The organism is Streptomyces sp. NPDC052107, from assembly GCF_040680215.1.
Taxonomy (GTDB): Bacteria; Actinomycetota; Actinomycetes; order Streptomycetales; family Streptomycetaceae; genus Streptomyces.
Genome location: NZ_JBFAWG010000121.1, coordinates 1 through 14858, shown reverse-complemented (window position 1 = coordinate 14858; position 14858 = coordinate 1). Strand labels below are relative to the sequence as shown.

Sequence of the window (14858 nt, the reverse complement as noted above, 5' to 3'; positions counted from 1 at the left end):
CCCTTGCCGCGGCCCGCGCGAACGGGATGGTCGGTGTCGACATCAACGCCGACCACCTCGCCGCCTGGCGCCTCGACCAGCACGGCAACCCGGTCGGCCAACCGCTCCACTTCGGCTACGACCTGTCAGGCAGTGCCGGCCATCGTGACGCCCAGGTCCGCCACGCCCTGATCCGCCTGCTGCACTTCGCCCAACGCCACCGTCTCTCGATCGCCATCGAGGACCTCGACTTCAGCGCGGAGAAGACGCGGGAGAAGCACGGGCGGCGCAAGAGCTTCCGCCAGCTGATCTCCGGCATGCCCACCTCCAAGCTACGGACACGGCTGGTGTCGATGGCCGCCGAACTCGGCATCCCCCTCGTCGCCGTCGACCCCGCCTACACCTCCCGGTGGGGCGCCCAGCACTGGCAGAAACCGCTCACCAGCACGACCAGGAAACCCAGCCGGCACGATGCCGCGAGCATCGCGATCGGCAGGCGTGCCCTCGGGCACCCGATCCGGCGACGGACGGCACCGCCCCACGACGACCGGAGTGATCGTCGCGGGCATCGGACCGTCCAGGCCCGACCGGACACCCGAGGGCGTGAGGAAACCCGCCCCCGTATCCCCGGACCACGGACACGATCCGTGTCACCGGACACGGAGCGAAAGCGGGCGACCAGGACATCCAAAACCGTTCGGGATGCCCGCAGTGACCAGGTATGGGTCCAAGACTCACTACTGCTCACTGATTAGGAACGGTTGATTGCATAGATGGGGCGCCGGGTGGCTCGGAGGCAGGCCACGAGCAGGCCGCGGGAGGTTTCGATCGCGACCGGGGTCGGGGTGCCGGCAGCGTCGCCGTGCTCGCCGAGCAGGTCGAACAGCTGCTGGAGACCGGTGGCATCGTCGGTGATTCGGGCCCTGGCTAACAGGGCCCCGTCTTGTTCGACCAGGGCGACATCGTGGTGGTCGCTGGCCCAGTCGATCCCGCAGAACACTTTCATCGCGTCGTGTACGTCCTCTCGGGTCGAGGTCTGTTTCTGCTGGTCACAGCCATGGAGGGGTACGCGTCTCCCTAATGGAAGGGCTCGATGGCCCAGCATCCGATTAGCCGTTCGTGACCCCAGCAGCCCACGGAGCCCTCGGTCTGCTCAGGAGCTCTGGACTCCAGGCTCGATGAGAGGTGATCTCCGTAGGCGGCTCGGTCCACAAAAGACAACGATCCGGTCGTCAGATCAGATGCGGTGGGTGGCGCCGGACGGAGCCGGGGCCGGCTCTTTTCAAAGGGGTCGAGCCCCAGGGGGACCTTGCGGCTTCCCGGCACCGACCGGCGTCACCCACCGCAGCGGGAATGATGCGGGGCCCGCAGTCTCTTTCAGGGCCTCGACGGGCCAGGGTGGGCCTGGCGGTGCCCCACATCACTGCCCATTAGGGTGGGCCTCCAGCAGGGCTTCGATCTGGGCTCCCCGTGCCCGGCGTTGTTCGTGGACGGTGGCCGGCGACTTGGCCAGCGAGGGCATGATGAGGCCCAGGGCGCCGGTGCCCGGGACGATCACGGTCTGTTCGTCGAGGGCGTCGAAGGTGTCGTCGACGAGCCGCTGGGCCATGCGCGGGGCCTTCGGTCGTATGACCTCGACGAGCTTGTTGCGGCCGACCTTGCGCAGAGCGGCCGGGGATCCGTAGCGCTCGAGGAGCCAGGTGATGGCGGAGTGGCCCGGACGGCGTCCCAGGACGCGTTCGAGGCTGGGGTGGAACTGGGTGAGCAGGCCGCGGATGTGGTTGGACGTGCGGTTGGCCTCGCCGGCCACGTCCTGGTCGAAGCCGACCAGCATGGTCAGCTCGGCGGTGATCTCGTCGGCCAGTTCGAGTGAGCGCAGGGTGTGGGGCATGGTGCGGGCGGCGTCCGCGATGACAGCCGCGTCGCGGGCATCGGTCATGGCCTCACCCGGGTAGAGGTCGGCGATCCGACGCATCGCGAGGCCGGGCAGGTAGGCGACCTTGCGGCCGGCGTCGCGGGTGACGGTCAGCGGCAGGGCGTCGATGGAGGCGGGCTGGTCTTCCTAGCTACGCCCGTGTCACATCGGGCGCTCGGCCAGCCGCTCCTTCCCGGACCGCCCGAGGACCGGTGTCGGCAGCCCGCGGACGTTCGCTCGATCGGCATACTCCGCAGCAGCCCACGTGGTGGCTCCGCCCGGGCATCACCGTCTTTGGGGCGGGGGACCTCCCTGACCATCAATGGCTTCGCAGCGGGCAGCAGACCCGCATCGCCCGGCCTATGCTGCAGAGAGGCGGACGACTTCGCGGAGCGAGCGCAGCGGATGGCCAGTGGCGAGGAACTGCAACCCGCTGCCGTCCAGGAGCTGCTGGATCAGATGGTGGCCCGGACGGTGGCCGGCATGGGTGCGCATGCGGGGGCGCTCTTTCTGCTCGAGCCCGGCGGCGAAGTCCTGGTCCTCGACGCGAGCGTCGGGATGCCCACCGGGTTCGTCAGCCTGCTGCGACGCCTACGGGTGGCTGTCATAGGCGACAGCCCACTCGCCGAAGCGATTCTGCAGCGGCATCCGGTGTGGGTCGGCTCCGGTGAAGAGTTCGCCCGCCGCTATCCCCAGCTGGCCCTCACCTTCCCGTTCGTGGGCGCCGTCGCGGCGGCCCCGCTCGTGGCCGGCTCCCGCGTGTGGGGCGCCATGCTGGTGCTGTTCTCTCAGAAATCGCCCGCTCCGGATGCGCGCGCACGGGGCCGGTTCACCACCGCGGCCCGCTGTATCGCCGTGCTCCTGCGGGACGCCGCCGAGGCCGGGCACGGCTTGCAGCCCGGGCTCGCGGCGCGTCTGCTGTCGCCGGCGCCCGCGCATCCCTCGGCACCGGCTCACCGTCAGGCGGCAGCGGACTTCATAGCCGCTCTTCCCGAAGGGGGGTGCCGACTCGACGTGCGGGGGCGGATCACCTTCGTCGACCACACTGCGGCCGATCTGCTGGGCGAGAGCATCCCGCAACTGCTGGGTGCCCGGGTGTGGGAAGCCGTGCCGTGGCTGGCTCCCGCGCCGTATCGACTGCGGTACCAGGCCGCACTCGCCAGCCAGCTCCCGACGTCCTATACGGTGAACCAGGCCGGCACCGGCAGAGAACTGCTGCTCCAGCTCTACCCGGACCGCACCGGTGTGAGCCTGCGTATATCCGCTGCTACCGACGCCACCCACTGCCCGGATGAACTGGCCGGCGGTACCGGGGCGGCGCCCGGCCCCGCCGGCCTGGACGGCCATTACCACATGATGCGGCTCTCCGGCGGCCTGGCCGCGGCGGCGTCCGTCGACGAGGTCGTGGAGCTGGTGGCCGGCCACCTTCTGGTCGCCCTGTACGCGGATGCCTTCGCCTTGCTGATTGCGGAGGCGGGCCGGGTGCGGGTCGTCGGCCACCACGGCTTCGGCCCGGAGCTGGTCGACCTTGTCGACCACGCCCCCCTCGCCTCGGATCTCCCGCTCCCCGGGCTGACCACAGGCGCGCCGTCCTGGGGGCTGACCCAGGGGGTGCCGTCCTTCTTCTCCGACCGGGAGGAGCTGCGTGCCGTGTATCCCGAGAGCGCCTCCATCGACGACGCTCTGGGCGCGTGGGCATGGCTGCCGCTCATGGCCTCCGGCCAGTACTTCGGAGTCTGCGTGGTCGGCTACCGGCAACCCCGCTCCTTCACGTTGCAGGAGCGATCCACTCTCACCGCCATCAGCGCCTTGATCTCCCAGTCCCTGGACCGCGCCCGGCAGTACGACGCCAAGCACCAGCTGGCGGAGGGCCTCCAGGCCGGCCTGCTGCCCCGCACCCTGCCGACGCTGCACGGCCTGGACGTGGCCGCCCGCTATCTGCCCGCCAGCCACGGCATGGAGGTGGGCGGCGACTTCTACGACCTCATCCGCCTGTCGGACACCGAGGCCGCCGCCGTCATCGGAGATGTCCAGGGCCACGGTGTCAGCGCCGCCGGCCTGATGGGCGAGGTGCGCACCGCGGTCCATGCCTACGCCGTCGCCGGCGCGACCTCAGGCGAAGTCCTCGCCCGTACCAACCGCTTGTTCAACGACCTCGACCCCGGCCTGCTCGCCAGCTGCCTGTACGCGCACATCGATCTGGTCCACGACATCGCCCAGTTGGCCACTGCGGGCCACTGTCCGCCCCTGCTGCGCCACCGCGATCTGCGCACCGACATCCTGGCAGCACCGCCGGGTCCTCTGCTGGGGGTCGACCCCACGGCGCAGTACCCCACCACCGACATTCCCCTGCCGTCCGGCACCCTTCTGGTCCTCTACACCGACGGACTCGTCGAAACTCCCGGCACCGACCACGACACCGCCTTCACGGACCTCGCGGCAGTCCTCTCCGAAGCCACCGGCTCGCTGGACCACATCGCCGACACGCTCGTCGCCCACGCACAGCCATCAGGCCATCGTGCCGACGACACCGCTCTGCTGCTTCTGAAGGCCTGTTGACGAGGGCCGATGCTGGGGTGCTTCGGCCGGCCCTCTTGCGTGAGAGACCCGCCTGTTTCGTCGGCCACCGGGGAGCACTCGCATTTCCGTACGACGTATGGTTTACTGATGAAAGTTCTTCCATACATTGTATGGAAATGCAGGGGAGTGCTGTCTGCGATCAACTGCTGGGATCGCGGATCACCAACCCGAGGGAGAAGACCATGAGGAAGCTTGCGAAGCGTGTATCTCTCGCTACCGCCTCCGTCGCGGTCGTGGGTGCAGCCGTTCTGGGTGCCGGGGTCCCCGCCCCGGCAGCGGCTCTCGCGTCCGCGCATGTCCAGCGCCCGGCCGCCGCCGCCAAGGACGACGACCACTACCGCTGGGACAACGGCGTCGGCTACCAGCGCAACGTCGACGAGGGCTACTGCTGGGACGGGAACCGCGGCTGGCACTACTGCTGGGCCGGACACCGCGGCCAGGCTCACGGCGACCGCTTCACCGATGCGGTCCGGTACGGGCGCGACGGTCACTCCCACCGCTGACCGGCGCCGCCCCCGCGTCACCAACTGCCGGCTCACCCCTGCCGGTGACATAGGCGGGGATCCGCCCGCAGCGACGCCGCCTTGAAGGCCGACGTTGTGCGTGTGCGGCGGCACGCCCGAGTCCGTCAGGGAGCTGGTGCGGCTGGCCGAGGCCGGCCGACTCGACCTTGCCCCCTCCATCACCGACCACATCCCGCTCGCCGAAGCCGCCGACGCGGTCAACCGCTTGAGAACAAGACCGGCGACCCGATCCGCCTCATCCTCGTCCCCTGATACCTCGACGCAAGTTCGTCAAGACCACCTCTGGGCAGGGGTGAGTGGGCGCCGGTGCTCGAGGGTGCACCGGCGCCCACGGTCTTTCGCCCCCGACCGCCTCGCGCTGCGGCATTCAGAGCCACCCACGGCGAACCGCCTGCGCGCCCGCCTGGAACCGGCTCGTCGCCCCGAGACGGGCGGTGAGGTCGGCGATCCGGCGACGCAGGGTGCGTTCGCTCAGGCCGAGTTGGCGCGCCACGGTCTCGTCCTTCAGCCCGGCATGGAGCAGGTGGAGCAGAGCGCGGTCGTCCTCGCCGAGGTCGGGGTGGTCGTCCGCCGGCCGGGCCTCACTGCCGAAAACGGGGGTGGCCTGCTGCCAGCTCGCCTCGAAGAGGTCGACGAGGGCGTCGCACAGCGGTGACTGATGGACGAGCGCCGCCGTACTGCGCAGGTCGTCGGCGCCTGCGGTGAGCGGGATGATGGCGTCGCGGCGGTCGAACACCAGGAGTTTCAGCGGCACATGGGGCAGCACCCGGGCCTCTTCGCCGAGGAGCACGAGGCGCTGGAGCAGTTCCGCGCGCTCGGGGATGGCCAGCACCTGGCTCGAGTAGATCGCCCGTGCCCGCACGCCACGGGCCAGCAGGTCCTCCTCGGCCCGCAACGCACTCGCGTCAGCCGTGAGATACGGCGGGGCGTCGAAGCACAGCACCTCGTGCTCGGCGCCCGCCATCAGCTCGGTCAGCCAGTCGGTGATCGCGGTCGGCCCCTCGATGATCTCCACCAGCCGACTCGGATCGGAGCTCAGCTTGCGCTCGTTGAACTCGGCGCCGTAGGCGTCCAGAGCCGCCTCCGCGCGCTCCAGCTCCAGACGGCGCGCGCGGATCAGGGCGGCCAGGCCGATGCGCGGATCCAGCGGGGCGTAGCGGGTGGGCCGTCCCGCTGAGGGGACGGCGAGGCCCACGGCGACGAGTTCGTCCAGCATGCGGCGGGCCTGTGCCGTGCTGCAGGACTGATGCCTGGCCAGTTCGGTGGCGGTGACTGGCGGCGAGGCCAGTAGATGGCGGTAGGTGCGCTCCGTCGGATCGTCGAGACCCACGGGTTCCAGCACAGGCTCGTCTCCCTCTTGCGTTTCCCGGTCAAGGCGGCGCTTGGCCGAAACCGGCTTCTGACCGGTACCGGCCAGCCGTTCCTCACCCACTGAGACGGGTGCGCTGGAACAGTACCGGCATCCCCCGAAGGGCGGTTCACCAGTGCTCTTTGTGAGTCGGCCGCCCCGTTCCCCACCCGAGAGGTGCGTATCCATTGAGAATGCGTGGAACCGGCATACGCTCCGGCATGGTCGCCACCGTGCTGGCGCTGGCTGCCGGCTTGCTGGTCACACCACCGGCGCAGGCAGCCCCACCGCAGGGCGCCAAGGGCATCCGGCTGACCGCCGCCGCGATCGAGAAACTCAGCAAGCGGTATGAACCCCGTATCGACGGCACGCCCGGTCAGGTCGCCACCCAGGAAGGCCCCGCCGCTGCCGCTCCGGCGCTGCCGGGCACCAGGTCCACCGTGACGGCGGGCTCGGCCGAGGACACGGGCACCACGTCCACCACCCCAGGCTTCAAGCGGACCGGCCAGTGGGAGACCGCCCGGGGCTACGCCGAGAGCGTGGCACTCGGCGGCACCAAGGACTGGGTGGGCGTCTTCAGCGGCGGCACCGTCGCCCGTTACGACGCCCAGGGCAAGCAGGTGTGGAACCGCGGAGCCACCTCGTTGTACAAGGACTGGCAGGTGACCCCCAACAACTGGTTCCAGCCCTACGCCTATCTGCCCAACCTCTATGCCGGGTACAACCCGTACCAGATGTCGGCCACCGGTAGGCAGCCGTACGTGACCGGCGACTTCAACGGCGACGGTCTTGAGGACGTCGCCGTCGCCTACGCGGTGGGCGACTATCCGTTCCGGCCGTTCTCCTCACCCGGTTCGAAGGTGGACTACGGCACCTTCGTCACCATCCTGGACGGCCGTACCGGCAACACGGCGTGGAGCAAGCTGATTCCCGGCTACGTCGGCAACATGCTGGTCCAGGACGGCAAGCTGATCGTCTCCAACACCGTCGGCCCGGACTGGGGCGGCGACCCGGTGGCCGAACAGGGCGACAGCCGCAGCAACCTGACCGCCTACAGCTTCAGCCGCGCCGCTCACGGCAAGCTCACCGGGGCCGCCGACTGGACCTACTCGACGCACGCGCCCTGGGCGTACTGGGGCGATGTGACGTCGGTGGGCACCGGCCGGATCGCCGCGTCCTGGTCCGACACCCCCATGGACCTGGGAAGCCCGAGGCCGGCCGACGGCAACGTGCTGGTGCTCAACACCTCCGACGGCAGTGTCGTGGTGCACACCAAGACCCCCGGCTACCCGCGCATGCTGGTCAAGGACCCGGGCGCGGACCGCGTCCTGGTGGTCGAGCAGAACGACCCCTTCGACACCGTGCGCTGGGACCTGACCGCGGTCGACGCGCACAGCGGCGACCGCACGGTGCTCGCCTCGCGTGAGGGCACCGTCCCGGAGGCGTTCCAGGTCCTGCCGAACGCGCACGGCGGTCAGCCCCGGTTCGCGGTCGCGGAACTCGGCATCGACGCCGACATGTCGGACGGTCAGAGCACCATCTCCGGCTGGGACGCTCAGGGCCACACCCTCTGGTCCTACACCACCGCCTCCACGATCGGCGGCCCCAATGCTCCGACCATGGAGCTGTCCTCCGACGCGAAGGGCAGCGAGGTGTTCGCCTCGCTCTCCGACCCGACCAGGGCCACTGCTGCCACTCCCGCGGGCCCCGAGCACACCCAGCTCATCGGACTGAACGCCACCACCGGTCACCTCGACTGGCGGCAGGACGGCGCCGTCTCCGGCGACGCGATCACTCACTACAAGGGTGGACTCCTCACCGTCGGCTATGACGACACCGCCTACACGGTCGACCTCCGCAGCGGCAAGACGCGGGCCATGCCCCTGGCCGGCGACCCCTACGCGGCGGTCGCCACGGACGTGAACGGGGACGGGACCAAGGACCTGATCGTCGGTGGTCAGAGCCGCGGCATCTTCGCGCTCGACGGCAGGACCCTGAAGAAGGGGACGCCGACCGTCCTGTGGCGGGCCACGGTCGACAGCTCGGTGCACGCCCTGCGTCTCCTGCCGATCCCCGGCAAGGACGCGGCCGGCGACTCCGTGGTTGCCGCGACCGACCAAGGCTTCGCCGTGCTGGACACGCGCAGCGGTGAGGTGCGCGCGCACGTGCACACGGGCGGCTACGTCGCCTCGCTCACGGTCGTGGGCAACGGCCACGGCGGCTCGGAGATCGTCGTCCCGGGCAGCAGCCTGAGCGCCTACACCGCGCAGGGCAAGAAGCTGTGGACGTACCAGCCGAAGGGCACGGCGGGGAAGAGTCTGGTTTTCTCCAGCGTCACCACGGACGACGCCGGACACCTGTTCTTCGAGTACGGCGGCACGCACCAGGGGATCGGCCTGCCCAACCAGACCACTGATCCGGCGCCAACGGCGGTCAGCCTGGACGCCGCCACCGGCACCCCGGTGTGGGCCGAGACCCCGACCGATTCCGGTGCTGTTGCGATCGTGCCGACCAACCCCGCCCTGGCCGACCCGAACATCCCGGGCGCCGACGGGCATGGTGTCGCCTTCGCGTACACCGGCGATTTCAGGACCTACCGGCACCTGGTCCAGATCCTCGATTCCCGCACCGGCGCGGTGATCAAGAACTACGAGAGCCCCGGAATGTCGGAGGGCTTCGTCGCGTCCAAGAAGACCGGCATGGTCGAGATGCGCGAGTTCAACGACTTCGTGTACCCGGCGGACGGCGGTGAGCCCTACGACGTGCCCACCTTCTTCGGCTTCCACTCCGGAGTGTTCGCCAAGTCCGTCGGCGGAACCGAAGCGTTCGTCGGCGCCTACCAGGCCCTGTGGTCCTATGACACACCCTTCGCGGACAACGACGGGTTCCTCCGCGAGAGCGCCGTGGACGCCGCCCTGGGGGCGAGCCAGGTCCAGACGGCCCAGCTGGGCGACGGGCCGGGTGACGACATGATCGGTCTCGCGCTCGACTGGCGGGCCCTGAACATCTCGGCCCAGGCGATCGGCGACGGCGTCAACGACATCGACTACTTCCCGCACGGCCTGACCACCTACAAGCTCTCCGAGGACGAGCCCACCCGGGTCCCGACCCCTTCGAACGGCGGCACATCGGTCGCGGCCCCGCAGGCCGCCGCCGGTCAGTTCCGCGGCGACCGCATCCGCAGCGCGAGCCCGCTGAAGGACCTCGGCATGCCGATCGGCACCGCCTCGGTCCCGATCGAGATCCAGAAGACGACTCCGGCAGCCAAGAAGCTGAGCGCGGGCCAGGACAACATCAAGGAGGTCGCCCCCGGCTACACGCCGCAGCAGATCCAGGCACGCCTGGGCCTGGGGGGCGACGGCACCGGCCAGACGATCGCGATCGTCGACGCATACCACTACCCGACGGCGAAGGAGGACCTGAACCACTTCTCCGCGCATTTCGACCTGCCGCAGACCTGTGACACGGTCAGCACCGGAACGGACTGCTTCGACTTCCAGCAGGTCTACGCGGAAGGCACCCAGCCCGACGTCGACACCGGCTGGAACGAGGAGGAGGCGCTGGACATCGAGTGGGCGCACTCGGTTGCCCCGCACGCCAAGATCGTCCTGGTCGAGGCCAAGGACCCGACCATGGCCGCGCTGTCGCGGGCCGATGACGCGGCCGCGGCACTGCACCCGGCCGCTGTCAGCAACAGTTGGGGCGCCAACGAATTCTCCGAGGAGGGTTTCTACGACGGCCACTGCAAGCTGGCCGACTCGGTCTGCGTCCAGTCCACCGGGGACGACGGCCACCCCGGCGGCTATTCCGCCACCAACCCCTACGTCCTGGCCATCGGAGGCACCAAGCTACAACTGGACGCCGACGGCAAAACCGTGGACGAGACGGCGTGGAGGTCCACCGGCGGCGGCCTGAGCTACTTCGAGCCCCGCCCGGCCTACCAGGACGGCGTGCAGTCCTCGCCCCTGCGGGCCACGCCGGACGTCAGTTTCGTGGCCGACCCCGCCACCGGCGTGCCGGTCTACCTGACGATGACCTACGGTGGCACCACCCACTCCGTGTGGTTCAAGGTGGGCGGCACCAGCCTGTCCGCCCCGATCTGGGGTGGGATCATCGCCTCGGCCGACCAGCTCCGGGCCACCGCAGGCAAGCCGCACCTGGCCACGGCCGGCCCGGACGGCGACACCGCGCACACCGATGTCTACGCGCTCGGCAGCACCTTCCTGCGGGACATCACCTCCGGCTCGAACGGCCGCTGCGGCGTGGAGTGCGCGGCCGGCCCCGGCTACGACACCGTCACTGGCCTCGGCTCGCCCGTCGCGGGTGTCGACGCTGCCCTGGCGACCATGAAGTAACCATCCAGGGGAAGTGCTGTCAGGGATGCGGGTGCGGGCTCATCTCGTGCCACTCGTGGATCGCCTCGGTAGAGACCTTTCGGCATATCCATACGTCGTATGGTACTCATCGACTTGGACCTGTATGCCGAGTCTCTGCACGACGAAACGGACGACCCAGTCGTCCTGATTCACGACCTCGGATGCAACTGGCGGCACTGTTCGCGCCAGATCGGCCGGGTCGCCCACGCTCGTCGAGTGGTCGCCGTCGACGAGCGTGGCGGCGCGGGCCGGACACACCAGTGACTACGAGGCCCGAAGAGCGCAGTCGACACCGCTGACACCAGTCAGATGCCCTCGCCACACGTCGTGGCGGGGGCATCGGGTGGGGTTCAACGGCAAAGCTTCATGATGGTGTCGTCGAAGTCGGGAAACTCTCGTGTGGCCTGCGCGATGATCACCGCTGCCGACGCGCGACGGTCCGGAGCGAATTGCTCCGCGATGGCCATCAGGTCGCGATTGACCTGCGGAGCCCAATCGGGCTCGGGCTCATACGAGGTGGCTGCTTCCCACGGGCCGAAGCCGTCAGCCAGCAGCCACAGGAAGGCACCCAGGTCACGAGCGACGACACCTGTCTCTCCTTCGGACCCCAGAAAGACAACGGGCTGCTCCACTAGTTCCCGACCTGGACGAACCAGCCAGAACGCTGCGTTCCCACCGGTGCCATCCTGGCCGAATACGCGGAAGCCGTCGCCGTTCAGCTCGCCGTTGCCTGTCCACGCGCGGAACCACTCGGTGGTCTCATCGGCACTCAGGAAGGACTCGTACGGTTCGAAGTCGACACCATCCTCGCCAATGCATGCGAGCCGAACCGCCATGGCAGCGGCAAGCGTGGCGGGGAACTGGCGATCTCCGTTCGCGGTCATGCGAAGACAGTAGCGATCGGTTTGGGCTTGGCAGCACCGCCTGCTCCATATCCACCCCGAGTCGAGGTGCGGTTAAGCGACAAGGTCAGCCATCGTCGTCCACGCCTCCTCGCAGTCCCCACTCATCGAGGCCGGAGTAGATCACTGCGATGCGGCCTTGGGGGACCTCCGCGTCCCCTGCCCGCACCCCGGCTGCGGCTGGGCGGAGAAGCACGCCGAACGCACCCGGGTCCGCCTCACCGGGCCCGAGTCGGCGGTGGTCTCCGCCGTCTGCCTCCACCACGGCCCGTACGAGGCCGCGATCACGCCCACCGCCGACGCGTACCTGGACCTGGCCACCCTGTACCGCAACCTGGTCAAGGAACTCGCCCTGACGCGTCCCAACGGCACGCTGCACGTCATGGTCAAGGGCGGCGACTGGGTCTTCGGCTCCCACCTCGTCGACGAGGCCCTCCAGGCGGTGGGCCTCGCCCGAGCCCAGCTCCCAGCCCGCCTGTTCTGTCCCCAGGTCGTGACCGACACCGGCGTCAAGCTGTCGAAATCCCTCATACGAGAAGGCCGTGCCCCCTTGCCCGAGGGCGCCGCCCCCTGGATGCTCGACACCCGGCAGTGGCCCGGCACCGTCAACGAACACGCCGACCAACTGCTCGCCATGACCGAGACCCTGCTCTCCGACCCCCGCCACTTCTTCCGCTCATACTCGGCCGCCGAGATCGGCCGCTTGATCACCGCACCGTCCCCCAGGAGCGTTCCCTCCCCATGACCAACCGCACCGCCCGCGTCCGCGAGCTCAACCTCTACCGCCAGTACTTCGAGCTCGTCGCCGCGGGCACCAAGACCATCGAAGTGCGGGTCAAGTACCCGCACCTCGCCGACCTCGCCGCTGGCGACATCATCCGCTTCCGCATCAAGGGCACCGACGAGACCTGCGACGTCGAAGTCCTCCGCGTCACCGAATACCCCGACTTCGAGGCCCTCCTCGACGGCGAGGGCCCGACAAACGTCAACCCGACCGCCACCCGCGACCAGCAGCTGGCCAACATCCGCACCATCTACGGGCCCGAGAAGGAAGCCCTCGGAGCCCTCGCCATCGAGATGAAGCGCATGGCCTGACCGATTCCCGCTGTTACAAGATCGGACACTCGGCGCCATCCTCGACCGGAACAGCAACGCCCATCGAAGCCGCCCTGGCGGCACCACCCAGGAGGGGATGCGGCGACCAGTTCGGTTCCCTGGACGGATCGTCTGTCCACCGGTACAGAAGCGACTCAAGACGACGTGGTGCGCTGGTACCGGAACACGCGCGAGGGCAAGGCGTACGTGCCCACGATGATTTGGGGCACGCTCCAGACCGAGACGTACGCCACCGTGATCCTCGGCCAGGTCGTCAACTTCCTCGGCATCCCGAACGATGTGCCGACGGGCGTCGCCAAGCGCATGCAGCGACAGCAAGTGCTGTACGACGGCGAGCACCACTACGACGTCGTCCTCGGGGAGTAAGCTCTCTACACGAACATCGGTGGACCCGAAGTCATGCGAGAACAGATCGAGCGCCTCCTGCGAGAGATCGGCCTGGCCTCCCTCACACTCGGGATCCTTCCCTCCACCGCACCGGTGGACCTGTTCCCCGTCCACGCGTTCAACATCTACGGCGATGGCGACCGAGCCCACGTCGAACTCGTCTCCTCCTGCGTGGACATCACGGAGCAGAGCGAACTCGACCTCTACAACAAAGCCTTCGCCGCGCTGAGCAGTGCGGCATCGTACGGCGAGGCCGCCGAGGAGCTCTTGAAGAAGGCCCACTCCTTCTGGACCAACACCCCGCTCCGGCAGTAGCCCCTGGCACTCCAGCGGCCGGAGCGCCGCAACAATCCGTAGCGCACCCGATCGCGACCGCCGCGCCCCTCACATGCCCGACAACCCGTCCGACGAAGGGAACCCGGTGCCCCAGCAGGCCGACGGCCAACCGAAAGCTCTCAAGCCGGCGCTCGAATCCATGACACTGCTGGTCGCTGCCGTCATCGTCCACGACAAGGCCACCAACCGCATCGTCCTCCTCCAACGCAGCGAGAACGCGAAGTTCGCCCAGGGAATGTGGGACCTCCCCGTCGGCAAGAGCGAGCCGGGCGAGCCCATCACGGAGACCGCAGTCCGCGAGCTCTACGAGGAGACCGGCCTCACGGTGAAGCCCGAGTCCCTCAAGGTCGCCCACATCATCCACAGCGCCTGGGGCGTCGAAGCCCCCAACGGCTTCGTCACCGTCGTCTTCGCCGCCCACGAATGGACCGGCGAACCCGAGAACCGTGAACCCCGCAAGCACTCCCAGGTCTGCTGGGCCGACGCCAATGAAATTCCGGAAGCATTCGTCGATACCACAGCGAGTGCCCTGCATAACTACCTCAACGGCGGAGTTCCGGTCTCCCTGAACGGATGGCCGTCGGCGTAGCGGCTCTCACAGTTCAAGCGGCTGGCCTCAATCCTCTCCGATCCCTGGGCCGAATTCCATGTCTTTGAACTGAATCACATGGTTGAACCATCTGTCCATCTCGCTGTCGAAACCTTCCCCTCGGTGCTCGTTGAATATTCCCTCCATCGCCGTTCCGACGTCCGAAGATAGTGCCTTTACATGCTGGATTGACTCATGCCAGATTAGCCAGGAAATGGCGCCCATGGCATGCCCTCGGGCTGTATAGATGGCCGTTTCTGGGCTTACGTCAACTTGGATTTCGGTCAGTAGCTTGCGAGCGCCGTCCCACTTGGAATTCCTCTTGGCGTGCGCGAATTCTCCGAGGTGCCACCGGCACCGAGCACGGCTCCGCCCGCGACCGCGGTGGAGGCGGCGGCGAGAGCAAAGCGCTTCGTGAGCTTCCTCATGGTTTTCCCTTCGGATGGGCGCAATCCGCGGGCCCAGCGATCGGTGCAAGTGATGCGATGCGCCATCAGTTGTCGCGGCCGCCTCGGCCAGTTGTCGCGGCCGCCTCGGCGCGATTCACCCCTTGTGGGGGCGGGCCGGCGGCCACCGGTCGAAATGGAGGCCGCCGGCAGGGCGACTCTCCGCAATTTCCATACGCCGTATGGAAGTGCTCAATTCGTACCATACGCCGGTCGGGGTGTCGAACTTGGGGGGTTTTGTCGCCCGTTGAAACTATCGTGTGATCCAGGTCACAGTGAGACAAGTTGACTCATAGATGGGTTGTGAGTCAATCTGTCTCACAGGGGCGGTCTGGGGGATCCGTGAAGGCGGGTCCTGTG

7 protein-coding genes and 6 pseudogenes are annotated in these 14858 nt (G+C 68.6%); 9 read left to right on the top strand and 4 right to left on the bottom strand.

Annotation, left to right across the window (positions count from 1 at the left end):
- A pseudogene (locus AB0M27_RS42915) lies at positions 1-734 on the top strand (IS200/IS605 family accessory protein TnpB-related protein); the annotation flags it as partial.
- A gap of 5 nt (positions 735-739) precedes the next feature.
- Here AB0M27_RS42915 and AB0M27_RS42910 read toward each other — a convergent pair.
- Together AB0M27_RS42910 and AB0M27_RS42905 are read right to left on the bottom strand one after the other, a co-directional pair.
- Positions 740-985: pseudogene (locus tag AB0M27_RS42910) on the bottom strand (transposase); the annotation flags it as partial.
- Between the two features lie 426 nt (positions 986-1411).
- Positions 1412-2038 (bottom strand): annotated as a pseudogene (locus tag AB0M27_RS42905) (IS110 family transposase); the annotation flags it as partial.
- 261 nt (positions 2039-2299) lie between these two features.
- On the opposite strand from AB0M27_RS42905, the gene AB0M27_RS42900 reads away from it, so the two are divergent.
- The 3 genes and pseudogenes from AB0M27_RS42900 to AB0M27_RS42890 all read left to right on the top strand — a co-directional run.
- Entirely contained in the window at positions 2300-4453 is a 2154-nt protein-coding gene (locus AB0M27_RS42900; RefSeq protein ID WP_365730871.1) for a SpoIIE family protein phosphatase, read from the top strand.
- Between the two features lie 203 nt (positions 4454-4656).
- Positions 4657-4977, top strand: coding sequence for a hypothetical protein (locus AB0M27_RS42895; protein ID WP_365730869.1), 321 nt, complete (start codon positions 4657-4659; stop codon positions 4975-4977).
- A gap of 106 nt (positions 4978-5083) precedes the next feature.
- Positions 5084-5250, top strand: a pseudogene (locus AB0M27_RS42890) (zinc-binding dehydrogenase); the annotation flags it as partial.
- 115 nt (positions 5251-5365) lie between these two features.
- Here AB0M27_RS42890 and AB0M27_RS42885 read toward each other — a convergent pair.
- Positions 5366-6340, bottom strand: a complete 975-nt coding sequence (locus tag AB0M27_RS42885; protein WP_365730867.1) for a helix-turn-helix domain-containing protein — start codon at positions 6338-6340, stop codon at positions 5366-5368.
- A gap of 200 nt (positions 6341-6540) precedes the next feature.
- On the opposite strand from AB0M27_RS42885, the gene AB0M27_RS42880 reads away from it, so the two are divergent.
- Entirely contained in the window at positions 6541-10701 is a 4161-nt protein-coding gene (locus AB0M27_RS42880; RefSeq protein ID WP_365730865.1) for a hypothetical protein, read from the top strand.
- Positions 10702-11072: 371 nt separating this feature from the next.
- On the opposite strand, the gene AB0M27_RS42875 is transcribed toward AB0M27_RS42880, so the two are convergent.
- Positions 11073-11606, bottom strand: a complete 534-nt coding sequence (locus tag AB0M27_RS42875) for an SMI1/KNR4 family protein (RefSeq protein WP_365730863.1) — start codon at positions 11604-11606, stop codon at positions 11073-11075.
- 166 nt (positions 11607-11772) lie between these two features.
- On the opposite strand from AB0M27_RS42875, the pseudogene AB0M27_RS42870 reads away from it, so the two are divergent.
- The 4 genes and pseudogenes from AB0M27_RS42870 to AB0M27_RS42855 all read left to right on the top strand — a co-directional run.
- Positions 11773-12369: pseudogene (locus tag AB0M27_RS42870) on the top strand (hypothetical protein); the annotation flags it as partial.
- Entirely contained in the window at positions 12366-12719 is a 354-nt protein-coding gene (locus AB0M27_RS42865; RefSeq protein ID WP_365730861.1) for an ASCH domain-containing protein, read from the top strand. The pseudogene AB0M27_RS42870 and the gene AB0M27_RS42865, both read left to right, overlap by 4 nt.
- Before the next feature lie 165 nt (positions 12720-12884).
- Positions 12885-13442, top strand: a pseudogene (locus tag AB0M27_RS42860) (DUF5753 domain-containing protein).
- Positions 13443-13515: 73 nt separating this feature from the next.
- Entirely contained in the window at positions 13516-14052 is a 537-nt protein-coding gene (locus tag AB0M27_RS42855; RefSeq protein WP_365730858.1) for an NUDIX domain-containing protein, read from the top strand.
- Positions 14053-14858: the final 806 nt, after the last annotated feature.

Excerpts from the sequence above, each read along its gene's own strand:
- AB0M27_RS42900 (WP_365730871.1), top strand. The coding sequence starts at position 2,300 with ATGGCCAGTGGCGAGGAACTGCAACCCGCTGCCGTCCAGGAGCTGCTG.
- AB0M27_RS42895 (WP_365730869.1), top strand. The coding sequence starts at position 4,657 with ATGAGGAAGCTTGCGAAGCGTGTATCTCTCGCTACCGCCTCCGTCGCG.
- AB0M27_RS42880 (WP_365730865.1), top strand. The coding sequence starts at position 6,541 with ATGCGTGGAACCGGCATACGCTCCGGCATGGTCGCCACCGTGCTGGCG.
- AB0M27_RS42875 (WP_365730863.1), bottom strand. The coding sequence starts at position 11,606 with ATGACCGCGAACGGAGATCGCCAGTTCCCCGCCACGCTTGCCGCTGCC.
- AB0M27_RS42865 (WP_365730861.1), top strand. The coding sequence starts at position 12,366 with ATGACCAACCGCACCGCCCGCGTCCGCGAGCTCAACCTCTACCGCCAG.
- AB0M27_RS42855 (WP_365730858.1), top strand. The coding sequence starts at position 13,516 with ATGCCCGACAACCCGTCCGACGAAGGGAACCCGGTGCCCCAGCAGGCC.